Genomic DNA, 23106 nt, shown 5'->3' on the forward strand with positions numbered 1-23106 from the left:
CGTTCCGCCAGGCCATCCGCGGACATGGAGCAGCTTCCTCGAGAGGCCGTCGCGGGGCCGCGCGGGGCTCTCGGCGGGCTCGCCGTGGAACCGGACCAGGCTCCTGGCGGATCCGCTGCGGAGGTGGACCGGGCTCCCGGGCGGTTCGGCGAGGGGCCGGGGCGGCATGCCCGGACGGCACTCATGGTCTGGGCCGGGATCATCCTGGTCGGGTTCGCCGTGGGGGCCGTTCTGCGGGCCGCCGGGCACCTGCCGGTGGACCGGCTCCCGCCGCTGCACGCGGCGCCTCGGCTGCTGCTCGGCCCGCTGCTGCCCGCGGCGGTCGTGGCGCTGGTCGCGGTCGCGGTCCTGCCGGTCGCGGCGCGGCGCCTGCCCTGGGGGGCGGTGCTCGTCGTCGCGTGGCTCGGGTCGGCTCTGTGGGCGGCCGTGCTGCAACTGCCGGACGGCCTGGCCCGGCCCCTCACCGCGCCGACCGAGTACCTGGCCGGCCTGCCCGCCGTCGGCGATGACCCGCTGCGCTGGCTGCGCGGCTTCACACGGGACATGCAGGCGTACCCCACGCACGTCAAGGGCCACCCGCCCCTGCCCACCCTCATCCTCTGGGGGCTCCGGCACGCGGGCCTGCGCGACGCGGGCTGGGCGGCCGCCCTCGTGATCGTGGTGGGCGGCTCGGCCGCCGCCGCCATCGCGGTCACCGTCCGGAGACTGGCCGGTGCCGAGACGGCTCGCCGCGCGGTCCCGTTCCTCGTCCTCGCGCCGACGGCCCTGTGGGTCGCCACCAGTGTGGACGCCCTGTTCCTCGGCGTCGGGGCCTGGGCCGTCGCCCTCGTCACCGTGGCCGCCACGCGCCCCGCCGTACCGCCCGCCGCAGCGTCCGCTGCACCGCCTGCCGCAAGGGCCGCTGGAGCGCCCATCGCGGGGGCCGCAGGGCCGCCCCCCACGCGCCCCGCTGGACCGCCCGTCGCACGGTCCGTCGCGCAGCCCGCTGCGGGGCATGCCGCTCGACAGGATGGAAGGGGGCTCGCCGTCGCGTTCGCGGGCGGGGTGCTGCTCGGCTCGCTGCCGTACCTGAGCTACGGGCTGCTGCCGATGTTCGCGCTTCCGCTGGCCGTCCTGGTGCTGACGCGACCGCCGCGCCCGGTCCTCGCCGCTCTGACCGTCGGTTGCCTGGTCGTTCCGGTCGCCTGCACGGTCGCGGGATTCTCCTGGTTCGAGGGGGTCGCGGGGACGCATGCCGCCTGGGCGGCGGGCGGGGGAGCCCGCGCGCGGCCGTACGCCTACTTCCTGCTCGGGGACCTGTCCGTGCTCGCGCTGCTGATCGGCCCCGCGACCGCGGTGTCCCTTCCGGCGGTGCTCGGGCGCGCGGTCGCGCTCGCCCGTTCGACGGCCCGCCGTACGGGCCCGGTCGATGACGGGCGACTCGGCTGGCCGGTCGCCGCCGCGCTGGTCGGGATGATCGCCCTCGACCTGTCCGGTGTGACGCGCGGCGAGGTCGAACGGATCTGGATCCCGTACGCGGCCTGGATGACGGCCGCGTGCGCCGTCCACCGCCCGCCGGCCCGTACGCTGCTCCTCGCGCAGGCCGTCACCGCGCTGACGATCCAGGCACTCGTGAGGTCGCCATGGTGAGATCCGAGATCGGGCGCGTGCTGGTGGTGGACGACGATCCGACCGTCGCCGACGTCGTGTCCCGCTATCTTCTCCGCGACGGGCACGAGGTCGTCTGCGTCGCCGACGGGCACGCCGCGCTGCGCGCCGCGGAGGAACGGCCCCCGGACCTGGTCGTCCTGGACCTCATGCTGCCCGGCATCGACGGCCTGGAGGTGTGCCGGCGGCTCCGCGAACGCTGGCCGGTGCCGATCGTCATGCTCACCGCGCTGGGCGAGGAGACCGACCGGCTCATCGGCCTGGAGACGGGCGCCGACGACTACGTCACGAAGCCGTTCAGCCCACGTGAGCTGGCCCTGCGCGTGAAGTCGGTCCTGCGCCGGGCGCGCGGCGCGCTCGCGCCGACCGGCGAGACGATCACCGACGGCGACCTGACGGTGGACGCGGCCGCGCACGAGGTACGGCTCGGCGGCGAGGAGGTCTCGCTGACGGCACGGGAGTTCGACCTGTTGGCGTTCCTGATGCGCCATCCCCGGCAGGCGTTCACCCGCACGGACCTGCTCCAGAAGGTCTGGGGCTGGGAGTTCGGCGACTCGTCGACGGTCACCGTCCACGTCCGCCGGCTGCGAGAGAAGATCGAACAGGACCCCACCGCGCCCCGCCGGATCCTGACCGTCTGGGGCGTCGGCTACCGATTCGAGCCGCTCACATGATCCCTTTCACCGCGTTCGTCGAGGTGGTGGCGTACGCCGCCGGTGCAGCGCTGCTCGTCGGCGCGGTCGGCGTCTCGGCGCTGTACGCGCTGCGCGGGCGGTCCATCACCGCCCTGCTCGCCGTGGTGTCGGCCGCGACCGTCCTGGCCACGGTCGCCGGCATCGTGGCGATCACCCTGAAGATGCTGATCAGCGACCATGACCGGTCCGTCGCGCTCACCGTCACCGTGATCGGCGGGCTCGTCGGACTCGGGGTGTCGCTGCTGCTCGGTCGCCGGCTCATCGGCGGCACCCGGTCGCTCCTGGTGTCCGTACGGGTGGCGGGGGAGAGCGGCCGGTTCGGCCCGCCGGAGCGCCGGCTGCCCGCCGAACTCGCCGAGCTCGGCGCGGAGCTGTCCGCCGCGTACGAGCGCCTCGACGCGGCCCGCGCCCGCGAACGCGCCCTGGAGACCAGCCGTCGTGAACTCGTCGCCTGGGTGAGCCACGACCTGCGCACCCCCCTGGCCGGGCTGCGGGCCATGGCGGAGGCCCTGGAGGACGAGGTCGTGGCCGATGATGTCACCGTCCGCCGGTACCACGCGCAGATGCGGGCGGAGACCGACCGGCTCACCGCGATGGTGGACGACCTGTTCGAGCTGTCCCGGATCCACGCCGGCGCGCTGCGGCTGTCCCGGCAGCGGGTCGGCCTCGGCGACCTGGTGTCGGAGACGGTGGCCGGGACCGAGCCGCTGGCCCGGGCGAAGGGCGTACGACTCCGCGGGCAGGCCGAGGGCGTGCTGCCGGTGGAGGTGGACGCCGCCGAACTCGGCCGTGCCCTGCGCAACCTCGTCGTCAACGCGATCCGGCACACGCCGGAGGACGGCGGCGTGGAGATCGTGGCGGGCGCCGAGGAGGGGATGGCGTACGTCACGGTGTCCGACGCCTGCGGCGGGATCCCGGACGAGGACCTGCCACGCCTGTTCGACGTGGCGTTCCGCGGGGAGGCCGCGCGCACGCCCGGCGGCGGGGCCGGCCTCGGCCTGGCCATCGCCCGTGGCATCGTCGAGGCGCATGCCGGCGAGATCGGCGTCTCGAACGCGGGCGCCGGCTGCCGCTTCGTCGTCCGCCTGCCGCTCGGCGTCTGATCAGGAGGCTCGCGCCAAGCAGTGTCGACGAGTCTGGATCAGACGCGTTCTGTACCTACTAGTATGTACACTCCTGAGGTGATCACACACTGTCGGTGACCGAAGGAACATCACGACATCATGCGCATAACCCGCAGGCCTGCCGCCGGCGCCGCCGGTCCGTCCCAGTGGTTCACGGGCGACGCCTGGATCGAGCCCGTCGCCGAACCCGAGGGAGGAGCGCGCACTCAGATCGACAGCGTCCGCTTCGACCCCGGCGCCCGCACCGTGTGGCACCGCCACCCGCTCGGGCAGGTGCTCGTCGTCACCGAGGGGACCGGACGAGTGCAACGCCGCGGCGGACCCGTCGAGACGATCCACGCCGGCGACACCGTGCACATCGCACCCGGTGAATGGCACTGGCACGGCGCCGCCCCCACCGTTTCCATGACCCACCTGGCCATCGAGCCGATCCCCGGCGACGGTGCGGCTCCCGAGGCCGGAGACCCGGTCCCCGACGGCGAGTACCACGGCGACGCCCACGCCGCCGACGCCGAGGGCGTCCCGCCGATCAGCCGCTCGGTGGTGCTCGACCAGCTCCTGCCGGCACCGCGGAGCACGCACCGGGTCGAGGTCCGGCGCATCACCATCGCCCCCGGTTACGCGGCCGGCCTGCATGTGCACAACGGCCCGGTGTTCGGCAGCATCGAGACGGGGTCGGTGGTCTATCAGATCGACGGCGAAGCGGCCTCCGTACTCGGTCCCGGAGACGTGTTCTACGAGCCGGAGGGTGCCCGTATCGCGCGGTTCGACGCCCGGGACGACGGCGTGACGTTCCTCGGGTACTTCCTTCTCGCCGCCGACGAGTCGCCCGAGATCGAGTTCCCCGACCACTGAGCGTCCGCCCGAAAGCTCGGCGAACTCCCGCCCCGCGCGGGGCGTACCGGGGCAGAGCGCCCTGGCGGCGGGAGTTCACCGAGTCTTCGGTACGGGCTCAGGAGCGGGTGGCGAACTCGGCCATGCCGTCCTCGAAGGAGACCGTGGAGCCGAAGCCGAGCTCCGTACGGGCCCGATCGGGAGCGGCGACGATGTGGCGGACGTCGCCCAGCCGGTACTCACCGGTGACGGTCGGGGTCGGCCCGCCGCAGGACTTGGCGAGCGCGACCGCCATCTCCCCGACCGTACGCGGCTCGCCGCTGGCGATGTTGTACGCCCGCAGTTCACCGAGGCGCGGCCCGCCCGCCTCGAGCGCCAGGAGGTTCGCGCGGGCGACGTCGCGCACGTGGACGAAGTCGCGGCGCTGCCCGCCGTCCTCGAAGACGCGCGGCGCCGTACCGCGCTCCAGGGCCGAGCGGAAGATCGCGGCGACTCCGGCATACGGGGTGTCGCGCGGCATCCGAGGGCCGTACACGTTGTGGTAGCGCAGCGCCATCACCGTCCCGCCGGTCGTCCGGGCCCACGACGCCGCGAGGTGCTCCTGGGCGAGCTTGGAGTCGGCGTAGGCGTTCCGGGGATCGACGGGCGCGTCCTCGCCGACGGTGCCCGGCGTCAGCACCGCGCCGCACACCGGGCACCGCGGCTCGAACCGCCCCGCCGCCAGGTCCTTCTCGGCGCGCGGTCCGGGCCGTACCCGGCCGTGCGCCGCGCAGTCGTAGGCCCCCTCGCCGTACACGACCATCGACGAGGCGAGGACGAGCCGCCGCACGCCCGCCCCGGCCATCCCGGCGAGCAGGACGGCCGTGCCGAGGACGTTCGCCGAGGCGTACGCGGGCAGGTCGGAGACGTCGACGCCCAGCCCGACCTTGGCGGCCTGGTGGCAGACCGCGTCGACGCCGAGGAGACACCGCCCGACGGTGACGGCGTCGCGGACGTCCTCGCCCGACCGCAGGTCGAGCAGGCGCACCTCATGGCCGTGCTCCCGGAACTCCTCGACGATGTGGGATCCGATGAACCCGGCGGAGCCGGTCACGAGTACGCGCATGTCCGCACGCTAACCGCGGCCGGGAGGCCCGATCGGGAACGGCGGCGAGCCGTCCGCGTTCCGTAAGAATCACCGCCCGCGTGGGTGGTCAGGCGGCGACCTCGGCGCCGAGGTTGCCGGCGATCCTCTCCAGGAGGTCCATGAGGGTGTCGTAGTCCTCCGGCGACAGGCCCTCGACCACGCGGGCGCGCGCGGCGTACATCCGCTCGCGCGCGCGGGCGTACGCGTCCCGGCCGGCGTCGGTGAGCGTGAGGTCGCCCTCGCCGCTCCGGGACACCCATCCGCGCCGGGCCAGGTCATCGACGTACGGCCGGAGGGTGGGCTCGTCCGCCGAGAGGAACGGCGCGAGCGCCCGGTCCAGGTCGTCCGGGCCGATCGGGCCGCTCGCGATCGTGTTGAGCACCTGCCAGAGCCGCCGGTCGAGTCCATGCTCGGCGAGGACCCGGCGGCCCATCTCCTCGATGCGGCGATCGATCTCCTTCACCCAGTAGCCGAACGGGCGGTGCTGTCGGACGTCGGGGTACTGCTGCATTGCCGCCTCGCTTTCATGTAAAAGTACAAGTATTTGTAAACTAACATCCATGGACGCGGAGCGGCAACGAGAAGCACTGATCGCGGTGGAGCGCGCCATGGTCGCCATCCGCCGGAGCCAGACGCGCCGCGCGCTGAGCAGGGTGGGTCGGGACCTCGACGGCGTCACCTTCGATCCGACCGTCTTCGGCGTGCTGGACGCGATCGAGGGGATGGGACGGCCCTGCACGATCACGGAGGTGGCGGCGGCGCTCGACGTCGACCAGCCGAGGGCGAGCCGGCTCGTGGCCCGCGCGGTCGACGCCGGCCTGCTCGTCCGCCTCGCCGACCAGCGGGACGGACGCCGCACGCCCGTCGCGCTCACCGATCTCGCCCGGGAGCAACTCGCCCTCATACACCGGTTCCGGCAGGAGATGTTCGCGCGGGCGATGGCCGACTGGCCGGACGAGGACCGGGTCGCGTTCGCCCGGTTGCTCACCTCGTTCGTCCAGTCGTTCACCGCGATGACCGGGGCGCCCGGCGCCGGTGAAACTTTCAGTGCGGACCCGCCCCCGTCCGGTCGTCCGCCGGGCCGGTGACCTGCGGCGGCGCACGGAGGCGGCCGTGTCGGCCGACCTCGGTGCGCGGCCCGGCTTTGACGCGGCGTTCCCGGGACCGGAACCTGCTCCTGACCGGGCCACGCTCACCCGGTCGACTCTCGGGAGGCGGGATGTCCCAGATGCGACGCGTCGGTGCAGTGGGGGTCGTCGTGTCGCCGGCGTTGACGGCGGTCGCGTCGTACGGCGGCCCGGTGTCGGCGGCCACGGTCGTCACCGTGGCCACGGACGGCAGCGGGAACTTCACCACCGTGCAGGCCGCCGTCAACGCCGCCCCTTCCAGTGGCGGCGGCTACGAGATCGACATCAAGCCGGGCACCTACCGGGGGACCGTCTCGATCCCGTCGGCCAAGACGCACGTCACGCTCAAGGGCGTCGGGTCGGGCCGCGACCAGGTCGTCATCGTCGAGAACCACGCGGCGAGCACGTACGGCACGCAGGGCAGCGCGACCGTCGCCGTGTCCGCGAACGACTTCCGCGCCGAGAACCTCACCTTCGCCAACGACTACGACGAGGCGAAGAACGGAAGCTCGCAAGCGGTCGCCCTGGACCTGAACGCGGACCGGGCCGTGCTGAGCAACGTCCGCGTCCTCGGCGACCAGGACACGCTGCTGCTGTGGACGGCGGGCACGGGCACCGTCGGCCGGTCCTACATCCGCAAGTCCTACGTCGAGGGCGACGTCGACTTCATCTTCGGCCGGGGAACCGCGGTGTTCGACCGTACGGAGATCCACTCGCTGAGCCGCGGCTCCTCGACCGACAACGGGTACGTCACGGCGGCGGCCACGACCGACACCAACCCGTACGGCCTGCTCTTCTACCGCTCGACGCTGACCAGCGACGCGCCGGCCAAGTCGGTCTACCTGGGCCGCCCCTGGCATCCGTCGGGTGACGCGCACGCGGTCGGGCAGGTGCTGTTCCGCGAGTGCACGCTCGGCGCGCACATCCGGGACGACCCCTGGACGGACATGTCGGGCTTCTCGTGGCGGAGCGCGCGGTTCTCCGAGTACACGAACACGGGCACCGGCGCGGCGGTCAACGCGAACCGGCCCCAGCTCGGCGCCTCCCAGGCGCCCTCCTACACCCCCAACGCCTACCTGGCCGGCTCGGACGGCTGGAACCCGGTGTTCTGACCCCTGGAGGCCGAGATGCCCGAGCGGAACCGCGGGCGGCTGCGCACGTCGCTGACGGTGCTGAGCGCGCTGGCGTTCGCCTGCGCGTCCCCGGCGGGATCGCACGCACTCGCCGCTGGAAGCGTCGGCGGGGCGGCGCGGGCGGCGTCGTCCCCGGTCACCGGCAATGCGACGTGGTTCACCGGGCTTGGCTCGCCGTACGGCGGATGCGGGCTGCCGCAGGAGAACCTGGACAGCCAGGACTTCGTCGCGCTCAACGTCTTCAACACGCCGCACGACTACAACGGCTACCCGCGCCCCATCCCGGCGTCGGACGCCGCCCGGATGGGCGTCTTCGCCAACGGCCAGAACTGCGGCCGCTACGTGCAGGTGACGATCGGCGACTACTGCACCGGCGTCAACGACGGAGCGCCGAACCAGCCCTTCTGCCGGAACGGCTCCTGGACCGCCGACGCCTACGACGGCGCGACGCTGACCATGCTGGTGGCCGACAGTTGCGCCGACGGCAACGCCTGGTGCCGGGACGACCCGTACCACCTCGACCTGTCGCAGGCGTCGCTCAACCGGTTCGTCAAGAGCGGCGCCCCGGTCGGCGACATGTACCCGAACCACTGGAACAACCGGCATATCAGCTGGCAGTTCGTGCCCGCGCCCGGCTACAGCGGCGACATAAAGATCGGTTTCCTGCAGAACGCCCAGGTCTGGTGGCCCGTCATCGCCGTCTCCCACCTGCCGAACGGCATCCACGGCGTGCAGTACTACGACGGGAGTTCCTGGCGGAACGCCACCATGGACGGCGACATGGGCCAGGCGTACGTCATCGCCCCGACCGCGACCGGCGGGCGCGACTACCGGATCCGGGTCGTCGACGCCTCCGACGCCCTGGTCGGCGGCGGCCGCGTCTACTCGTTCTCGCTCCCCTGCGCGAGCACCTGCGGCCCGGCCTACACCCCGGTGAGCTACACGACCGCCTCCGGCTGACGCCTCCGCCGCCGCGTGACAGGTGGGCGCGTCCAGGCCGGCGGACGGCGACGCGGGCCGGGCGGGGTGGTCGGCGGCGGTCGGGGCCGAGTGGCCCTTAACCCGCTCCCGCCCACGGCGTACGTTCACGGTGTGATCGTCTTCGCGCACCTCAGTGACACGCACCTCGATGGCGGCCCGCGCGCGGCGGCGCGGACGCGCGCCGTCCTCGCCTACCTCGACCGGCTGCCGTACGACCTGGACGCCGTCCTGGTCACCGGCGACATCGCCGACCACGGGCTCCCGGCCGAGTACGAGGAGGCGCGCAAGCTCCTGGCCTCCCGGCACCCGGTGCTCACGTGTCCGGGCAACCACGACGTACGCGCGGCGTTCCGGACGGCGCTGCTCGGGGAGCCGGCCGCCGACGGGCCGATCAACCGGGTGCACCGCGCACCGGGCGCCGTCTTCGCGCTGTGCGACTCGTCGATCCCCGGCCGGGACGACGGCCGCCTCGACGAGGAGACCCTGACCTGGCTGGAGGCGGTGCTCGCCGAGACACCGCCCACCACGCCCGTCCTGGTCGCGTTCCACCATCCGCCGGTCGTACTGCACATCCCGTACGTCGACGGGATCCGGCAGTTCGGCGAGGACCGGCTCGCCGCGCTCGTCGCCCGCCATCCGAACGTCGCCGCCATCGTCTGCGGCCACGCCCACACGCCTGCGGCGACGACGTTCGCCGGTCGGCCGCTGCTGGTCGCGCCGGGCGTCGTCTCGACCGTCCGGCTGCCCTGGGAGACGGGTACGGCGGGCACGGACGGTCTCGTCGACCACGAGATCCCGCCCGCCTTCGCCTTCCACGTCCTCGACGATGACGGGCGGCTGACCACCCACTACCGCGTCGTCGTCCCCTGACCCGGTACCGCCGAGACCTGCCAGGTGACACCGTGCGGGGCGAGCAAGCCGAGGAAGTCCGCCGGGTCGAACGCCTGGGCGGGCGTCAACCCCCCCCGCCCGGCCCCGCCCGGCGGCGCCGACGCCTCCCTCGTCCGCGGCGAGCCGCCGGGCGCCCTCGACGGCGATCACCGCGGTCAGGCCGTACCCGTCGGGTCGGTGACCCATCCCTCGGCGCGGTCGCCCCGGCCGTCGTCGGCCCGGACCGCCATCAGCCATTGCCCGGCGCGCCGGGCCCCGTCGTCCAGGACCTCCGGGACGCTCTCCACGACCTCCGGCGTCAGGCCGCGGAAGAGCGCCGCCACGTCGGCCCGGATGACGCTCCGGACCCGGCGTGCGGGAACGTGGCGCGGCACGGTGGCCACGCCGGGCAGCCCGAACGTGGTGACCGGCATCTCCTCGCCCGAGCCGGGCACGCCGAGTGACGCGGGGCCGTGGTCGCCCGGGGCGGTCTGTCCAGAGCGGCCTTCGCCCGGCGTTTCACGAGCATGGTCGGCACGCCGCCGCTGGGCTACCTCACGTGGTGGCGGATGACGATCGCGGCGAGGCTGCTACGGGAGACCGACCTTCCGCTGCGCGGTCGCCGAGCGCACCGGTTACACCTCGGAGTTCGCGTTCGCGCGGGCGTTCAAGCGCGAGTTCACGACCGCGCCCGGCCGGTACCGCGCGGACGCGTCGTCCGCCCGCGCGGCGCTCACGGGCTGAGCGTCCTCCGGCGCTTGCGGGCTGAGCGTGCTGCGGCGGTCACGGGCTGAGCGTGCTGCGGCGCTTACGAGTTGAGCGTCCTGCGGGCGGTCACGGGCTGAGCGTGCTGCGGCGCTTGCGGGAGACCTCCTGACCGATCGCGAACAGCAGCCAGGTGAACGCCGTCGCGTCGTCGACGATCCCGAACGGCAGGAAAACGTCCGGGATCAGGTCGATGGGGGAGAGGATGTAGATGACCACGGCGATCATCGCGATGATCTTGCCCTTGCTCGTCCGGTACACCCGGTCCTGCACCCGCGCCTGAACCCCGGCACGGAGGCCACGGGCGGGAGAGCGCCGCCCGGCGACCCGGGGACGGCGACGCAGCCGCAGGATGCCGAGGACGAGCAGGACGCCGCCGACGACCATCCCGACGACGCCGAACGTGCGGACGTCGAAGGCCCCGATGTCACCACCGACGGCGAAGGTCAGAATCGCGCCGACGAAGAGGACGAGGGCGCCGAGCCAGGCCATTGCTCCTCCGAAGGGTCGGGGACACACCGAGTATGTCCCGCATTCGCCCGGCTATTCGCGCGGGCGCCGAACCAGGTAGGACGGACGGTTCGGGGCGGACGGTTCCGGGTTCAGCGGACGCCGCGCGGTCGGAACTGGACGCTGATGCGGGGGCCGCAGGGCCGGGTCGTCTTCGGCACGGCGTGCTCCCAGGTGCGCTGGCAACTGCCGCCCATCACGATGAGGTCGCCGTGGCCGAGCTCGAACCGCAGGGACTCGCCGCCGCCGCGCGGGCGCAGCGTCAGCGCGCGCGGCGCGCCGACCGAGACGATGGCCACCATCGTGTCCTGCGTGCTGCCACGCCCGATCGTGTCGCCGTGCCAGGCGACGCTGTCGTGGCCGTCGCGGTAGAAGCACAGCCCGGCGGTGCGGAACGGCTCCCCGAGCTCGGCGGCGTAGTGCGCGTCGAGCGCCCGCTTCGCGTCGTCGAGCGCCGGATCGGGCAGAGTCTCGCCCTCGTCGTAGAACTTCAGCAGGCGGGGCACGTCGACGACCCGGTCGTACATGTGCCGGCGCTCGGCGTGCCACGGCACGGTGTCCCGAAGCCGTTCGAAGAGGGTGTCGGCGCCGGTGACCCAGCCCCGGCGCACGTCGATCCAGGCGCCGCGGTCGAGCGGCGTCCGGTGCACCGACGGACCGAGCGGGCGCAGTCCGATCTCGTCGTCGGAGTCCAGCAGCGACGCCTGAAAAGCGCGGGTCATACCAGGAGTCTACGCATGCCTTCAAACGAATGTTCGATCATGGCTCGGACGTGTCCGCCGGGGTCAGAGCTCCAGGCGCCAGTCGTTGCAGCGCATGAGGTGCCCCGGCGGGTACTCGAAGTCGCAGGCCCCCAGCAGGGTGAAGCCGAGCTTGCGGCAGATCGCGTTGGAGGCCGGGTGGTCGACGGACGGATACGCGTGCAGGAACCGATGCCGGCGCTCCGCGCGGGCGCGCTCGACGACGAGCCGCCCGGCGGCGGTCGCCAGGCCCCGGCCGCTGAACTCGGGCAGGATGCTCCACCCCGTCTCGTAGACGGTCTCGCCCCGCCAGTCGCGCTCCCAGTAACCGATGCTGCCGGCGGCCTGCTCTTCGGGCAGCGCCACGACGCGGAACATCGCCTCGGAGCCGTGGTCTCCCGGCTTCAGGTAACGCTGGTGCCGGGCGCGGACTTTCTCCTCGCTCTCCGGGCCGCCGAGATGTTCCATCATCTCGGGGGCGTTGATCCGCCGGAGCAGATTGAGGTCGCCCTCGGCCCACGGCTCGATACGAACGCCCATGGCGTTGGTCGGTGTTGTCATGATTCGACCTCTCGTGGAAGGTTCATCTGCGCGGGAAGGCCGCGCATCCGGAAGAGCGGGGACAGGAGCAGCGGCACGACGGACGCGACCCCGCCGAGCACGGCGAGCCAGAGGGTCGGGCGTAGTCCTACCCGGGCGCCCAGCACGCCCCCGGCGAGCGCTCCCAGCGGCCTCGCGCCCGCGTTGAACGTCAGGTACGCGCCATGAACGCGGGATCGCAGGCGGTCCGGCGTGAGTGCCTGCTGGATGGCGTTGCCGCCGATGTCACAGAGCATGAGGCCGAAGCCGCCTCCGAACTGCGCCAGGGCCAGAAGTGTGACGGCGGCCCATTCCCGGGTCGTGGTGAGCGGGACCAAGGCCAGTGCGGCGGGATAGAGAAGCGCCCCGAGCACGTATGAGCGCCCCAACCCGATACGTCGGCTCGTCCCGCCGGCCACCGCGGATCCGAGCAGTGCTCCGCAGGACCCGACGCCGAGCGCGAGGCCTATGAGCCCGGCCGGCAGGCCCAGAGCGTGCGTGGCGAAGACCATGACCAAGGCGAAGTACACCGAGTGGAAGAAGCTGAGACCGGTCTCGGCGGCGAACTTGGCGAGGAGGGCCGGTGTCCGGCGCACGAATGCGAGTCCGTCGCGGACACCGGAGCCGGAGGCCATTCGATCCACCGGGTCGGCCGGCGGGATCGACCGGAGCAGCAGCGCCGATCCGATGAAGGAGACGGTGTCGACGATCAACGCGAGCGGCGCGGACATCACCTGGATCAGTACGCCGGCGGCGCTCGGCCCGGCGACCCACGAGAAGGAGTAACTGCCGCGGATGAGCGAGTTGCCCTGCACGTACGAGTCGCGTGGCACGACGGCGGCGAAGAGCCCGGCGGCGCTCACGTTGAACAGAACGGCGAGGGTTCCGGCCAGGAACGCCACGACGTAGAGATGGAGGAGGCTCAGCGCGCCGAACCAGAACGCCAGGGGCACCGTGGCCAGCAGCGCGGCACGGGCCAGATCCGCGCAGACCATCAGGGCGCGATGTCGTCCGTACCGGTCGGCGAACGCCCCGGCGTGGAGTGAGAACAACAGATTCGGCGCTGTCCCGGCGGCCGTCAGGAGGCCGGTCTCGAGGGCGGACGAGCCGAGAGTGAGGACCGCCACGAGCGGCAGTGCCACCACCGTCACCTGGTCGCCGAGGTAGGAGATCGTCTGTGCGGTCCAGAAGCGGCGGAACGCGGGATGGCGCATCAGCACGGGGAGAGGCGCCGTGGTCCGGGCGCTCCCGGTCGATCCCCGCCGACCGCGCGTCGGCGGCGACGTGGTCGTCTGCGAGAGCATTGATGGCTCCGGAGTAGGAGTAGGGGACCTGTCCCGGGGAGTATGCCCTGACTAAACTAAGTTTGCCAAGAGAGATTTTGGGAGGTTCTATGGGCACCGACGCACTCGAGCCGCGCGGCGACCGTGGCTCCGAGCCGGCATCCGGTGTGCGGCCGCGGATAGGAGACCGGCTGCGGCGCGTGCGACGGCAGCGTGAGCTGACGATCGAGCGGCTCGCGCAGGAGACCGGACTGACCAAGGGCTTCCTGTCCCAGGTCGAACGCGACCGGGCCAACGTGTCGGTCGCCTCGCTGCTGCGGATCTGTGAGGTGCTCGGCGTCCGGGTGGGAGAGCTGTTCGACGAGGAGGAGACCGGGCTGGTGCCGGCCGACCGCAGGCCCGCGTTGCACTTCGGCGGCACCGGGGTGCGGGACTTCCTGCTCACACCCCGGCCGAACCGCAGCATCCAGGTGCTCCACTCGACGGTGGCGCCGGGCGGCAACAGCGAGGAGGACGGGGATCCGCCCTATCGAACCCGGTCGGACGCGCAGTTCATCCACGTCACGCGGGGTTCGTTCGAGATCACCCTCGACGGCGAGGTCTTCCTGCTGCGGACCGGGGACTCCCTGACCTTCACCGGCCGGGAGAAGAAGAGCTGGCGCAACCCGTCGGCGGACGAGGACGCCGAGCTGCTGTGGATGCTGACGCCCTCGCTGTTCTGACCGCCGCGGAACGCGACTCCGCCGAAGGAAGGGGCGACCTTCCCGAGCCCGGCGAGCAGGGTCAGGAGTCGAAGCCGGTGCCGCGCGAGACCGGCTCCCACTCCCGCAGTTCCCGCTGGACGGCGTCGGCGTGCGCGACGAGCGCGTCCACCGCGTCGTCGCCCAGCGGCAGCCGCAGCGGCGTCCGCTCCGCGTCCAGCGCCGTCAGGATGGCGGCGGCGGCCTTGGCCGGGTCGCCGGGCTGCTTGCCGTGTGCTTCCTCCGCCATGGAGCGGGTCGCGCCCACCGTCTCGGCGTAGGCGTCCATGGCGGCGGACCGATACAGCGCGCCGCCGAACAGGCTCGTACGGAACGCGCCCGGCTCGACGATCAGCACTTTGATCCCGTACGGGGCGACCTCCTCGGCCAGCGCCTCCGACATGCCCTCCAGGGCGAACTTGGTCGCCGAGTACGCCCCGAATCCGGCGAACGACAACTGGCCGCCCATCGAGCTCAGCTGCACGATCGCCCCGGAACGCCGCTCGCGCATGTGCGGCAGCACCGCGCGGACCAGCGCGGCGGGCCCGAAGACGTGCACGTCCATCAGATCCCGGAACTCCCGGTCGGTCGTCTCCTCCACCGCGCCGATCTGACTGCGTCCGGCGTTGTTGACCAGGACGTCGATCCGGCCGTACCAGAGCAGCACCTCCGCGACGACGGCGGCGATCCGTGCGGTGTCGGTGACGTCCAGCCGGACGGCGTTCACCCGGTCCGGGTGCGCGGCCACGAGGTCGTCGAGCACCTCCGGCTTCCGGGCGGCGGCCACGACGGTGTCACCGGCGGCCAGCGCCGCCTCGGCGATCGCCCGGCCGAAGCCGGAGGACGCCCCCGTGATCAGCCAGACCCTGCCGCTCGCCGTACGCGTGCTCTCAACGCTCATGTCATGAACTCCTGTCGAAGTGAGATGCCTCCGTTATGGCAGCGAGCCGGCCGGAGCGTCCAAGACAGAAGATCGCTTGAGTCATAAAGGCGGCTTATGATCGCAGCGTGGAGCTGCGGCAGTTGCGGTACCTGGTGGCGATCGACGACGAGGGGAACCTCGGCCGCGCCGCCGAGCGGCTGTACGTCAGCCAGCCCGCGCTCTCGTACGCCCTCAAGAACGTGGAGGCGGAGTTCGGCGTGCGGCTGTTCGACCGGCACGCCGGAGGCGTCACCGCGACGGCCGCAGGGCGCGACGTCCTCCTCGAGGTCCGCCGGACGCTCCAGCAGGCCGACCGCGTCACCGCCGCGGCCGAACGCCACCGCCGTAGCGCCACGGGCGTGCTGCGCGTGGGATTCGAGGCCAGCGGCGCGGGCGAGCTGACCACGCGCGCCCGCGCGGAGTTCGCCCGCCGCCACCCGGGCGTGCGGGTCGAGCCCAAGCGCTTCGACTGGGGCGAGGAGGCGGCCGCGCTGCGCGACGGCCGGGTGGACGTCGCCTTCGTGTGGCTGCCCGCCGACCTGACGGGCATGCACAGCGAGGTCGTGCACACCGAACAGCGGGTCGTCGGCCTCCCCGCCGGTCACCCGCTCGCCGACCGTGCGGAGCTGTCGATCCTCGACGTCAAGGACGAGCCCCTGATGTGGACCGAACGCGCGCCGCGCGCATGGGTCGACTGGTGGGCGGTGAATCCGCGGCCGGACGGTTCGGCCCCGCGCTGGGGCCCGACCAACGACAACGTCGAGGAGATGCTGGAACAGGTCGCCGAGGGAGCGGCGATCTGCTTCGCGTCCACCAGCATGGCGCGGTACTACGCCCGCCCCGCCCTGGTCTGGGTGCCGCTCACCGACGTCGAGCCGCTCCGGGTCGCGCTGGCCTGGCCCACCGGCACGGACGAACGTTTGGTCGACGGCTTCGTCGGTGTCGTGCGCGAGCTGGCCGCCCCGGGTTTGCGTTAGACCGCGCTCGAAGTCCTACCGTCATCGACGTGCCGGCACGAAGCCGGCCGACCATGACGAAAGACCAGGGAGTTGACGATGACCCGCGAAGAGAAGTACGAGCACGGCCTGAACGTTCTGCGGCAGATCGAGGGCGAGGCCGGGCAGAAGGTCGTCGACTCCCTCGCCGACATCTCGCCGGAACTGGGCCACCAGATCGTCTCCTGGGGATTCGGTGAGATCTACGCGCGCCCCGGCCTGGCGCCGCGCGACCGGCAGCTGGTCACCCTCGGCATGCTCACCGCGCTCGGCGGAGCGGAACCGCAGCTCGAAGTGCACATCAACGCCGCGCTCAACGTCGGCCTGACCCCGCAGGAGATCGTCGAGGCGCTGCTGCACTCCGCCGGTTACTGCGGCTTCCCGCGAGCCCTGAACGCGACCTTCGTCGCTAAAAAGGTCTTCGCCGAACGCGACCTGCTCCCCGTCGAGATGTGAACGCGCGGCAGCACTCCTGGTCCGGTCGAGATCGCGGTGCTCCCGGTGACCGGTGGCGACGCGGCCCGCGCCGGGCGCGGCTAGCGGTACGCGATCGCTTCGTTCGCGGGCTCCCATGTCCGGCGGAGTCATTCGTGGGCGGTCGTGGCCAGAAGAGCGTTCGCGGTCGCGCCCGTGCCGGGCGTCCGCGTTCGGAAAATCGTTCGCGGCCGTGCCCTGCCCCGGAGAGACTGCCGAACGTGGCCATGACTCAGCAGCTCGCCCGGGTCTCCGAGGCCGAGCTCGACGCCTGCCGGCGTCGGTCGAGACGGGGCGCGGAGTCGGTTGTCTGCGGGGCCGTGTCCGATCGGGGGCGCGGAGTCGGTTGTCTGCGGGGCCGTGCCCGGTCGGGGGGCGCGGAGTCGGTCGTCCGCCGCGTCACCGGTGGCGTAGCAATCGGGCGGGAAGGACCGCCGGTCGCACGCCGCCCACTCGATGTGAGCCTGCCACGGCGGCCTTCGCGGCGGAGGCCGGCGTGGGCCTGGAAGGAGCGAACGCGGTCGCGACGGCCGCGGCGACGCACGCGAAGCCCACGACGGCGATCAGCATGGGCATTCTGCGGCGGTTCTTGGTCTGCACCGGGCCTCTCCCCGAGATCGGAGCGCACCGAGCGCTCGTGATCGTTACTTCATGAATGGAGATGCTCCACAAGCCGCCGAAGTTGCCCCCAACCACAACAATTCCGGTGAGTCGCACCTCGGCGACGCGCCCCCGCAGGTCAGGCGTTCGCGCCGACCGCCGACCGCCGACGGGCGGCCGTGGGTTCTGGGCGGCGCGCAGAATGCTCGGTGAACCGGGTGCCGCCCGCCCTGTCGAGGCGCGTTAATCGTGATATGTCACGCGGCGGTGGGTGGGTTCTCCGAGGTTTCGCCCACCACCCAGCCGCGCCGTGCCTTGTATGCGGCGGTGGGCGTGCAGAAGTCTCGGTGAATGCTGCGCAGCTGGGCCCGCAAAGGTGGACGAAGCGTGATGAACCGGTCGGCGGCGGGGTGGGTTATCCGAGGATTCTGCCCGGTCGCCGAATCGTGCCGTCCGCCGCATCGAGGCGAAGGGATCGATCGCCGACCGCTGTTCTGCGACGCCGCCTGCTGACGTCCCGAGTCGCCGTCATTGAGGACATGGTGCTGTCGGTGTTGACAGGTTGGCGTCGATGTCGCCGGTCTGCTGTCCGAATGGTCGGCTTTGGTGCGGCAACAGCGGCGGCAACGTGCTGTACCGCTTGGTCGCCGGTGGGGGTACGAAGACTCGGTGAGGGCGGTGTCTCGCGTTGGGCGGCTCGTGGCGGACTGAAGCTCGCTCGGGTCGGCCGGTGCCACCAGCGGGCGACGGCCCGGCCTCGCTCGGCCGTGTCACGCTGAAGGCCGGCAGGGCGGTGAGGTGCTCCTCGATGTGGCGGCGGTCCGCGACCCGCACATCGTCCTCGTCCAGCCCCGACTCGTCGTTGCGGCCGGCGGCCTTGCGGCCGGCGGCCTGGCGGCTGGCGGTCAGGCGGCGGGGCGGTCTGGCGGCCTGGCGGCGGGGCGGCCTGGCGGCCTTCGAAGGTGATCTCGAAGGCGTGGGGATGGTCCGCTGGAACTCGACGCTCCGGCCCAATCCCGCGCTCGCCGACCGGGCAAGGGGAGCACGATCCCGTCGCTCAACGGCCGTCAGTACCGGATGCTGCGGAGAGGAGTGTTGAAGCTGAAGTCGTTCCCAGCCCAGCCGGCTTCCGCCTCGATCCGTCCGTGCGCGAGCGCGGGCACCGCCTTCGTGGAGAGCACGCCGCTCGTGGTCACGTCGGCCTCGTTCTCGGCCACCTTCCAGCGGTCGGTCGGCGTGTCGGCGTAGGCGGCGATCCAGACGGTGGTGCCGTACGCCCCTCGGTACTTCCCGTCCTTCTTCACCTCGGCCCATACGGTGCCGCAGGAGGTGGACCGCATGACGATGAGGGTGCCGCCTCGTTCGCCCTTCGGCGCGCCCATGTCACCGACGACGGGGAACCTTCTCAGCACCGTGCCGTGGTACTTCGCGTGCTCTGCCGCGCAGGGCCGTGCGTTCCTGGCGGACGGCTGCGGCGTAGCGGTCGCGGGGAAGGGCGACGCCTTGCCGGTCCCGAAAGCGGTCGGCGCGTGGGCGGTCACTCTGGCAGCGGCGTCGACCGTGGCGGTCGGGGCTGGGCTGGAAGGCGCAAGGGCGGTCACGGCGGCCACGACACCACCCACGACGCCCACCGCGGCGATCAGTACACGCGACTTCCGTCGGCTCTTCTGCATCTGCCTCTCCCCGAGTTCGGTCGAGCGCGGCGAGCACTCATGATCATCAACCTCATGAGAAGAGATGCTCACCAGGCCACCGAAGTTGCTCGGAACGGGGACCATCTACGTCGGCGTAGCCACAGTGCAGGTCAGGAACATACGGCGTCGCGAACGCTTTAAGTTCCCGGCCCATTAAGGCGGGCAAAGCGTGATGAAACGGGCGGTGGCGGGCGCGTTTCCCGAGACTTTCGCCCCCATCCCAGCCGCGCCGTGCGCGTGCGTGCGGCCGGGGTCATGGGGACGCACATAAAGTTCGGTCAATGCTTCGCGACCGGGCCCACAAAGGCGGGCGAAGCATGATGATTCGGGCGGCCGTAGGGGAGTTCTCCGAGACTTCGGCCCGCCGCGCCGGACCGCGCCAAGGACAGGAAGGGGCTCGCTCGGATCGGTCAGTCCCACCAGAGGACGACGGCCAGGCCCCGCTCCGCCGTGTCACGGTAGAAGGCGAGCAGGGCGGTGAAGTGCTCTTCGAGGTAGCGGCGGGGATGGCCCGAGAGGAACTCGACGCTCCGGCCCATCCGCGCCAGCGCCTCCGCCGGGTGGGCGGGAAGCGCGTCGAGCACGGCCCGTGGTTCGATCCGCCGCAGTAGAGCGGCGACCTCCGCGACGGCGCCCGGCACCAACGCGGTCACCGGATGAGTCCAGATGGAGTCGGAGAAGTCGCGGTACGCGGGATTGACCTCGTCGTCTCCGTCGACCGACCGGCGGAGCGCAGCGACTGTCGCGGCGTCGACCCCCGCGACCTCGCAGGACCGGACGAGACCTTCCGGGGACCAGTCGAGGTCAAGATGATCCGACCGCGGTCGCAGGTCGAATGAGCACAGCAGGTCCAACGTCTCGACCGACGCCCGGCAGGCGTCGAGCTCGGTCCCGGAGACCCGGGCGAGCTGCTGAGTTATGGCCACGCTCGGCAGTCTCTCCAGGACAGGGCACGGCCGCGAACGATTTTCCGAACGCGGACGCCCAGCGCGGACACGACCCCGCGAACGCTCGTCCGGCCACGACTGCCCGCGCGCGACTCCGCCGGACATGGCCACCCGCGAACGAGCGATCGCCGATCGCCCGCTACGAGGTGCCGCTAGCCGCGCCCGGCGCAGGCAGCGTCGCCGCCGGCGACCGGTAGCACCGCGACCTCGACGCAGGCCCCGCCGTTGTCGCCGCTGCGGCTGGCCTTGCGCCAGCGCGCGACCTGGACGCAGTTTCCGCCGTTGTCGCCGCTGCGGGTGGACGTGCGCCACTCGGGGGTGGTGGTCAGCGCCATCGTTCCTTCGCCGCCTCTGTCAGGGGATGTGGCTAGGGGCGGTCGGCGGGGGCCGGATCGCGGCTGGTGAGCGGCAGCGCCGCGACCTCGACGCACGCGCCGCCGTTGTCGGTGCTGCGGGACGACTTGCGCCATTCGGGGGTGTTCAGCTCCATCGTTCCTTCGCCGTCCTCGTGATCAGGTCGAGGGACTGGTCAATTGGCAGCGCACGCGACCGAATCGAGTCGAACTTATCGGTGAGCGTCTTGATGTCCTGGGTGTCGCCGGTGGTGATTCCGCGTGCCGCTGTCTCTATGTACGCTACCTCGGAACGATCGTCGAGTGTCGCGAGGATGAATGAGCCGCTGATGCCGCGGTGCATCCCGCAACGAACGATCTGAACGCTGATGCGCTCGGAAACGACCTCGACCAGATGCTGCAGTTGGTGGCGCATGACTTCTGGACTGCCTACCTCCCGCCATAGAACGTTCTCATCCAGGACGCAGACGAGGAACGGCGGCTCGGGCTCCGACCGCCTGAGGATTTCCTGTCGCGAAAGCCGCGCCTGAACCGCCGCCTCGTTGTCGCCAAGTAGCGCGCGAACGTACTCCTCGTTCTGCAGGAGGCCATGGACGACCGAGAACTCGAACGCCCGCAGCGTTGCGGCGGCGGACTCGTGGACCGGCCAGTCGAACCACGGGGGATGGACGCTGCGCTTGAGGAGGCCGTCCCAGAGGCGCAGTAGGACGCCGCTGCCGTCGAGGACGTCGTCCATCCGCTCGGCGAACTTCCGGAGCGGCATGTCCTCGGCGCGCTCGACCGCGCCGATGTGGGAGCCGCTGTAGTTGGCCTTCGTACCGGCCTGGTCCTGGGACAGGCCGGCGCGCTCGCGTAGCAAGCGCAGCTCCGCGCCGAAGAGGGCGAGGGGAGACGAAGACGGGTCGAGGGGGCTCGATCTGCGCGGCACGGAAGACCTCCGTTGACAGGTGTTCGCAACCGGCGGGGGCCGGTTAGCCGAGATGTAACGGAGTGTAGAGCGAGTCATTACCGAATGTGAGGTCCGTTGGCCAGGCTGTGGAAAGGAATTTCGACAGACGGACGGCGAGGTGAGCATGGTGACAGCGATCGGCGGCGTCGATCCGAAGGTCGTACCGGCCGGCGGGTGCGCCGCCTGGCCTCTTCCGCCGGGCCCCACCGGGGCGGGCTTCGCGCGCGGCGTGCTGAAGGCGGTGTTCGGCGAGCTGCGCATGCCCGCCGTCACGACGTACGACGCCGCCGTCGCCCTCTCCGAGCTGGCGACCAACGTCCACGTCCACGCGTACGGCGGCGCGATCCCGGCCTACCTGCCGATCGCCGGGCTGCCGGAGCTGTGGGCGTACGTGCGATGGCGCGTGAAGCCGGAGGTCGTGTTCGCCGTCTACGACTCGGCGCCGTGGCGCGGGCCGGTCCCGGACGGGCGACTGCGGCCGCCGCCGTACGCCGAGGGCGGGCGCGGCTTCGAGGTGGTGGACGCGCTGACCGCGGAGTACGGCGGCGAGTGGGGCATGTACCGGACGCGGTCGCGGCTGGGCGCCGGTCCGGTTCCGGGAAAGGCGGTCTACTTCACCGTGCCCGTACCGGCCGGGCTGGTGACGCCGGGCGAGAGCACCGCGCGGCGGACGGCGGAGGAGATCCACGCCCTGCTCGCCGCCCGGGGTCTCGGCCCGCTGCAACTGGCCATCGGCTACGGCATGGCCGTCATCTGCGTCCGCGCCGGAATGCACGTCTGGGTGCGCGACGGGTCGATCTCCTACCGCGCCCCCGGTCTCGGCGTCGTGCGCCACTCGCCGTACGACCGCGTCGAGGTGGTGGAACGGATCGTCCGCCACTGCGCCGAACTCGACACCGCCACGGACTGCCGCCGCCCTTGACCCTTCGTCGCGGCGATCGGAGCCGACCGTCGGCTTCATGGGTCTGAGCAGGGGCGGCAGTCGACGATCTTCGCTGCTCGGACGCTTGCCGACGAACGCGCCCTCCGGACGGTACCGAGCGTAAGGAGACTCCACCCCCGGTGTCCATCCGGGAAGGGGCTTCCGGCCACGCGTAGCGCAAAAGCATACGCAGTCAACACAAAAAGGGAAATCTCACTATGAAATCTGAGAAGGAATTGTCGGATCGGCCTGACGGCCGATGTCGACTGTTATTCGGGTGGCTGATTCATCACCCGCGCCGGTCGGTCGGTCTGGCTGACGGCCGGAGTCGCGTATCTCGGATCGTCGCTCGCCGTACGTGTGTCGGGCGTGACGATGCAGCCGCTGACGGCCGCGCATCAACTGACGGCTCTGCAGGCCACCACCGTCATCAGCCTGTTCACCATGCCGATCTACGGCATGGCGCTGGTAGCGGGGCGGCGAAGGCTGACCGAACCGAGGCTGCGTGACGCCGTCCCGGACACCAAATGGCGGGACCGGGTCTTCTCCCGCATCCTGCGCGCCGTCCGGAGGTCGCCCTCGGCGCACGTGATCCTGTCTCGGATCGTGAAGCTGGAGAAGCGGTATGGATGGGTGCTGACGTTCCTGCCGTACTTGGCGGTCGGCTTCATCGGCACCGTCCTGGCGCAGTACTACGCTGCGAGGATCCCCCTGGCGAGCGGTGTCGCGATCGGGACGCTCGGCCCGATCGCCGTAACGATGTGGTTCGCGTCGCATCGCAGGCTGAAGGGGCTCGCGCTCTTCCTGCCGCTGCTGACGGCGGCCGGAGCGATGATGTTCATCCCCTGGGGACACCACCTCGATGGTGCCGGCGTGCTGGCCGCCGTGGCCGGCGCGGTGGTGGCCGCCGTCGGTGTGTTCACCGGGAAATCGGTGTCCAACTCGGGGATCCTGCTGAAGACCAGGTGACCCGGGGCCGTTCGTCTGCCTGCTGACATGCGACGGTTCCGCCGCGGGAGGCCGACCGGCGGGGTCGCCAAGCCCGCGCCCGTACGGGGCCGGTTCGCGGGGCGGGGCGGGGCTGCCGAGCCCGCGC

The 23106-nt window shown here is 71.9% G+C and carries 26 protein-coding genes and 1 pseudogene; 14 read left to right on the plus strand and 13 right to left on the minus strand.

The annotated features are described in order from the left end of the window. The first annotated feature begins 123 nt into the window (after nt 1-123). The 4 genes from AB0K82_RS08990 (at nt 124) to AB0K82_RS09005 (ending at nt 4321) form a co-directional block, all read left to right on the plus strand. A complete protein-coding gene (locus AB0K82_RS08990) occupies nt 124-1629 on the plus strand; it encodes a hypothetical protein (RefSeq protein WP_364394554.1) in 1506 nt (501 codons plus the stop codon). Continuing rightward, nucleotides 1623-2321, plus strand: a complete 699-nt coding sequence (locus AB0K82_RS08995; RefSeq protein WP_364394556.1) for a response regulator transcription factor — start codon at nt 1623-1625, stop codon at nt 2319-2321. The genes AB0K82_RS08990 and AB0K82_RS08995 overlap by 7 nt, the downstream gene beginning before the upstream one ends. Continuing rightward, nucleotides 2318-3445 carry an ATP-binding protein gene (locus AB0K82_RS09000; RefSeq protein ID WP_364394558.1) on the plus strand — a complete coding sequence of 376 codons (1128 nt, stop codon included), beginning with the start codon at nt 2318-2320 and terminating at the stop codon, nt 3443-3445. The genes AB0K82_RS08995 and AB0K82_RS09000 overlap by 4 nt, the downstream gene beginning before the upstream one ends. A 120-nt stretch (nt 3446-3565) precedes the next feature. Then, entirely contained in the window at nt 3566-4321 is a 756-nt protein-coding gene (locus AB0K82_RS09005) for a cupin domain-containing protein (protein WP_364394560.1), read from the plus strand. A gap of 97 nt (nt 4322-4418) precedes the next feature. Here AB0K82_RS09005 and AB0K82_RS09010 read toward each other — a convergent pair whose 3' ends face one another. Together AB0K82_RS09010 and AB0K82_RS09015 are read right to left on the minus strand one after the other, a co-directional pair. After that, nucleotides 4419-5405 carry an NAD-dependent epimerase/dehydratase family protein gene (locus AB0K82_RS09010; RefSeq protein WP_364394562.1) on the minus strand — a complete coding sequence of 329 codons (987 nt, stop codon included), beginning with the start codon at nt 5403-5405 and terminating at the stop codon, nt 4419-4421. Between the two features lie 88 nt (nt 5406-5493). After that, on the minus strand, nt 5494-5937 hold the full coding sequence (locus AB0K82_RS09015) for a MarR family transcriptional regulator (protein WP_364394564.1): 444 nt from the start codon (nt 5935-5937) through the stop codon (nt 5494-5496). Nucleotides 5938-5986: 49 nt separating this feature from the next. Here AB0K82_RS09015 and AB0K82_RS09020 point away from each other — a divergent pair, with 49 nt between their 5' ends. The 4 genes from AB0K82_RS09020 to AB0K82_RS09035 all read left to right on the plus strand — a co-directional run bounded on the left by AB0K82_RS09020 (nt 5987) and on the right by AB0K82_RS09035 (nt 9537). Further along, nucleotides 5987-6514, plus strand: coding sequence for a MarR family winged helix-turn-helix transcriptional regulator (locus tag AB0K82_RS09020; protein WP_364394566.1), 528 nt, complete (start codon nt 5987-5989; stop codon nt 6512-6514). Between the two features lie 131 nt (nt 6515-6645). Further along, nucleotides 6646-7665 (plus strand): pectinesterase family protein, encoded by a 1020-nt coding sequence (locus tag AB0K82_RS09025; RefSeq protein WP_364394568.1) that lies wholly within the window; start codon nt 6646-6648, stop codon nt 7663-7665. Nucleotides 7666-7680: 15 nt separating this feature from the next. Further along, nucleotides 7681-8646, plus strand: coding sequence for a hypothetical protein (locus AB0K82_RS09030; RefSeq protein ID WP_364394570.1), 966 nt, complete (start codon nt 7681-7683; stop codon nt 8644-8646). 132 nt (nt 8647-8778) lie between these two features. Then, entirely contained in the window at nt 8779-9537 is a 759-nt protein-coding gene (locus AB0K82_RS09035) for a phosphodiesterase (RefSeq protein ID WP_364394572.1), read from the plus strand. Between the two features lie 176 nt (nt 9538-9713). Here AB0K82_RS09035 and AB0K82_RS09040 read toward each other — a convergent pair whose 3' ends face one another. Continuing rightward, complete coding sequence (locus AB0K82_RS09040; protein WP_364394574.1) at nt 9714-9971, minus strand: hypothetical protein; 258 nt, start codon at nt 9969-9971, stop codon at nt 9714-9716. Nucleotides 9972-10019: 48 nt separating this feature from the next. On the opposite strand from AB0K82_RS09040, the pseudogene AB0K82_RS09045 reads away from it, so the two are divergent. Then, a pseudogene (locus tag AB0K82_RS09045) lies at nt 10020-10281 on the plus strand (helix-turn-helix transcriptional regulator); the annotation flags it as partial. Between the two features lie 90 nt (nt 10282-10371). On the opposite strand, the gene AB0K82_RS09050 reads toward AB0K82_RS09045, so the two are convergent. The 4 genes from AB0K82_RS09050 to AB0K82_RS09065 all read right to left on the minus strand — a co-directional run bounded on the left by AB0K82_RS09050 (nt 10372) and on the right by AB0K82_RS09065 (nt 13435). After that, nucleotides 10372-10794 carry a YkvA family protein gene (locus tag AB0K82_RS09050; RefSeq protein WP_364394576.1) on the minus strand — a complete coding sequence of 141 codons (423 nt, stop codon included), beginning with the start codon at nt 10792-10794 and terminating at the stop codon, nt 10372-10374. 110 nt (nt 10795-10904) lie between these two features. After that, nucleotides 10905-11534 carry an alpha-ketoglutarate-dependent dioxygenase AlkB gene (locus AB0K82_RS09055; protein ID WP_364394578.1) on the minus strand — a complete coding sequence of 210 codons (630 nt, stop codon included), beginning with the start codon at nt 11532-11534 and terminating at the stop codon, nt 10905-10907. A gap of 63 nt (nt 11535-11597) precedes the next feature. Further along, nucleotides 11598-12113 (minus strand): GNAT family N-acetyltransferase, encoded by a 516-nt coding sequence (locus AB0K82_RS09060; protein ID WP_364394580.1) that lies wholly within the window; start codon nt 12111-12113, stop codon nt 11598-11600. Then, a complete protein-coding gene (locus AB0K82_RS09065; protein WP_364394582.1) occupies nt 12110-13435 on the minus strand; it encodes an MFS transporter in 1326 nt (441 codons plus the stop codon). Before AB0K82_RS09065 ends, AB0K82_RS09060 begins: the two co-directional genes overlap by 4 nt. An 89-nt stretch (nt 13436-13524) precedes the next feature. Between AB0K82_RS09065 and AB0K82_RS09070 the strand changes: the two genes are divergently transcribed. Then, nucleotides 13525-14136, plus strand: coding sequence for an XRE family transcriptional regulator (locus AB0K82_RS09070; protein WP_364394584.1), 612 nt, complete (start codon nt 13525-13527; stop codon nt 14134-14136). A 61-nt stretch (nt 14137-14197) separates the two neighbouring features. On the opposite strand, the gene AB0K82_RS09075 is transcribed toward AB0K82_RS09070, so the two are convergent. Beyond that, complete coding sequence (locus AB0K82_RS09075) at nt 14198-15055, minus strand: oxidoreductase (protein WP_364394586.1); 858 nt, start codon at nt 15053-15055, stop codon at nt 14198-14200. Between the two features lie 107 nt (nt 15056-15162). On the opposite strand from AB0K82_RS09075, the gene AB0K82_RS09080 reads away from it, so the two are divergent. Then, complete coding sequence (locus tag AB0K82_RS09080; protein ID WP_364394587.1) at nt 15163-16053, plus strand: LysR family transcriptional regulator; 891 nt, start codon at nt 15163-15165, stop codon at nt 16051-16053. 78 nt (nt 16054-16131) lie between these two features. After that, the gene (locus AB0K82_RS09085; protein ID WP_364394589.1) at nt 16132-16527 is read left to right on the plus strand and encodes a carboxymuconolactone decarboxylase family protein; all 396 of its coding nucleotides are present in this window, start codon (nt 16132-16134) and stop codon (nt 16525-16527) included. A 1685-nt stretch (nt 16528-18212) separates the two neighbouring features. On the opposite strand, the gene AB0K82_RS09090 is transcribed toward AB0K82_RS09085, so the two are convergent. The 5 genes from AB0K82_RS09090 to AB0K82_RS09110 form a co-directional block, all read right to left on the minus strand. Beyond that, nucleotides 18213-18818, minus strand: a complete 606-nt coding sequence (locus AB0K82_RS09090; protein WP_364394591.1) for a hypothetical protein — start codon at nt 18816-18818, stop codon at nt 18213-18215. Nucleotides 18819-19249: 431 nt separating this feature from the next. After that, nucleotides 19250-19765, minus strand: a complete 516-nt coding sequence (locus AB0K82_RS09095; protein WP_364394593.1) for a hypothetical protein — start codon at nt 19763-19765, stop codon at nt 19250-19252. A 173-nt stretch (nt 19766-19938) separates the two neighbouring features. After that, on the minus strand, nt 19939-20121 hold the full coding sequence (locus AB0K82_RS09100) for a DUF397 domain-containing protein (protein ID WP_364394595.1): 183 nt from the start codon (nt 20119-20121) through the stop codon (nt 19939-19941). Between the two features lie 32 nt (nt 20122-20153). After that, nucleotides 20154-20276 (minus strand): DUF397 domain-containing protein, encoded by a 123-nt coding sequence (locus tag AB0K82_RS09105; protein ID WP_364394597.1) that lies wholly within the window; start codon nt 20274-20276, stop codon nt 20154-20156. After that, the gene (locus AB0K82_RS09110; RefSeq protein WP_364394599.1) at nt 20267-21067 is read right to left on the minus strand and encodes a helix-turn-helix transcriptional regulator; all 801 of its coding nucleotides are present in this window, start codon (nt 21065-21067) and stop codon (nt 20267-20269) included. Before AB0K82_RS09110 ends, AB0K82_RS09105 begins: the two co-directional genes overlap by 10 nt. A 145-nt stretch (nt 21068-21212) precedes the next feature. On the opposite strand from AB0K82_RS09110, the gene AB0K82_RS09115 reads away from it, so the two are divergent. Both AB0K82_RS09115 and AB0K82_RS09120 read left to right on the plus strand, forming a co-directional pair. Continuing rightward, nucleotides 21213-22010, plus strand: a complete 798-nt coding sequence (locus tag AB0K82_RS09115) for an ATP-binding protein (protein ID WP_364394653.1) — start codon at nt 21213-21215, stop codon at nt 22008-22010. A gap of 369 nt (nt 22011-22379) precedes the next feature. After that, on the plus strand, nt 22380-22979 hold the full coding sequence (locus tag AB0K82_RS09120; protein ID WP_364394601.1) for a hypothetical protein: 600 nt from the start codon (nt 22380-22382) through the stop codon (nt 22977-22979). Nucleotides 22980-23106 lie beyond the last annotated feature (127 nt).

Source organism: Actinoallomurus sp. NPDC052274, from assembly GCF_040679475.1.
GTDB lineage: Bacteria > Actinomycetota > Actinomycetes > Streptosporangiales > Streptosporangiaceae > Actinoallomurus > Actinoallomurus liliacearum.

What these genes read in the sequence shown, in the direction of transcription:
- AB0K82_RS08995 (WP_364394556.1), top strand. Translation starts at nt 1,623, where the DNA reads ATGGTGAGATCCGAGATCGGGCGCGTGCTGGTGGTGGACGACGATCCG.
- AB0K82_RS09000 (WP_364394558.1), top strand. Translation starts at nt 2,318, where the DNA reads ATGATCCCTTTCACCGCGTTCGTCGAGGTGGTGGCGTACGCCGCCGGT.
- AB0K82_RS09005 (WP_364394560.1), top strand. Translation starts at nt 3,566, where the DNA reads ATGCGCATAACCCGCAGGCCTGCCGCCGGCGCCGCCGGTCCGTCCCAG.
- AB0K82_RS09010 (WP_364394562.1), bottom strand. Translation starts at nt 5,405, where the DNA reads ATGCGCGTACTCGTGACCGGCTCCGCCGGGTTCATCGGATCCCACATC.
- AB0K82_RS09015 (WP_364394564.1), bottom strand. Translation starts at nt 5,937, where the DNA reads ATGCAGCAGTACCCCGACGTCCGACAGCACCGCCCGTTCGGCTACTGG.
- AB0K82_RS09020 (WP_364394566.1), top strand. Translation starts at nt 5,987, where the DNA reads ATGGACGCGGAGCGGCAACGAGAAGCACTGATCGCGGTGGAGCGCGCC.
- AB0K82_RS09025 (WP_364394568.1), top strand. Translation starts at nt 6,646, where the DNA reads ATGTCCCAGATGCGACGCGTCGGTGCAGTGGGGGTCGTCGTGTCGCCG.
- AB0K82_RS09030 (WP_364394570.1), top strand. Translation starts at nt 7,681, where the DNA reads ATGCCCGAGCGGAACCGCGGGCGGCTGCGCACGTCGCTGACGGTGCTG.
- AB0K82_RS09040 (WP_364394574.1), bottom strand. Translation starts at nt 9,971, where the DNA reads ATGCCGGTCACCACGTTCGGGCTGCCCGGCGTGGCCACCGTGCCGCGC.
- AB0K82_RS09050 (WP_364394576.1), bottom strand. Translation starts at nt 10,794, where the DNA reads ATGGCCTGGCTCGGCGCCCTCGTCCTCTTCGTCGGCGCGATTCTGACC.
- AB0K82_RS09055 (WP_364394578.1), bottom strand. Translation starts at nt 11,534, where the DNA reads ATGACCCGCGCTTTTCAGGCGTCGCTGCTGGACTCCGACGACGAGATC.
- AB0K82_RS09060 (WP_364394580.1), bottom strand. Translation starts at nt 12,113, where the DNA reads ATGACAACACCGACCAACGCCATGGGCGTTCGTATCGAGCCGTGGGCC.
- AB0K82_RS09065 (WP_364394582.1), bottom strand. Translation starts at nt 13,435, where the DNA reads ATGCTCTCGCAGACGACCACGTCGCCGCCGACGCGCGGTCGGCGGGGA.
- AB0K82_RS09070 (WP_364394584.1), top strand. Translation starts at nt 13,525, where the DNA reads ATGGGCACCGACGCACTCGAGCCGCGCGGCGACCGTGGCTCCGAGCCG.
- AB0K82_RS09075 (WP_364394586.1), bottom strand. Translation starts at nt 15,055, where the DNA reads ATGAGCGTTGAGAGCACGCGTACGGCGAGCGGCAGGGTCTGGCTGATC.
- AB0K82_RS09085 (WP_364394589.1), top strand. Translation starts at nt 16,132, where the DNA reads ATGACCCGCGAAGAGAAGTACGAGCACGGCCTGAACGTTCTGCGGCAG.
- AB0K82_RS09090 (WP_364394591.1), bottom strand. Translation starts at nt 18,818, where the DNA reads ATGCAGAAGAGCCGACGGAAGTCGCGTGTACTGATCGCCGCGGTGGGC.
- AB0K82_RS09100 (WP_364394595.1), bottom strand. Translation starts at nt 20,121, where the DNA reads ATGGCGCTGACCACCACCCCCGAGTGGCGCACGTCCACCCGCAGCGGC.
- AB0K82_RS09105 (WP_364394597.1), bottom strand. Translation starts at nt 20,276, where the DNA reads ATGGAGCTGAACACCCCCGAATGGCGCAAGTCGTCCCGCAGCACCGAC.
- AB0K82_RS09115 (WP_364394653.1), top strand. Translation starts at nt 21,213, where the DNA reads ATGGTGACAGCGATCGGCGGCGTCGATCCGAAGGTCGTACCGGCCGGC.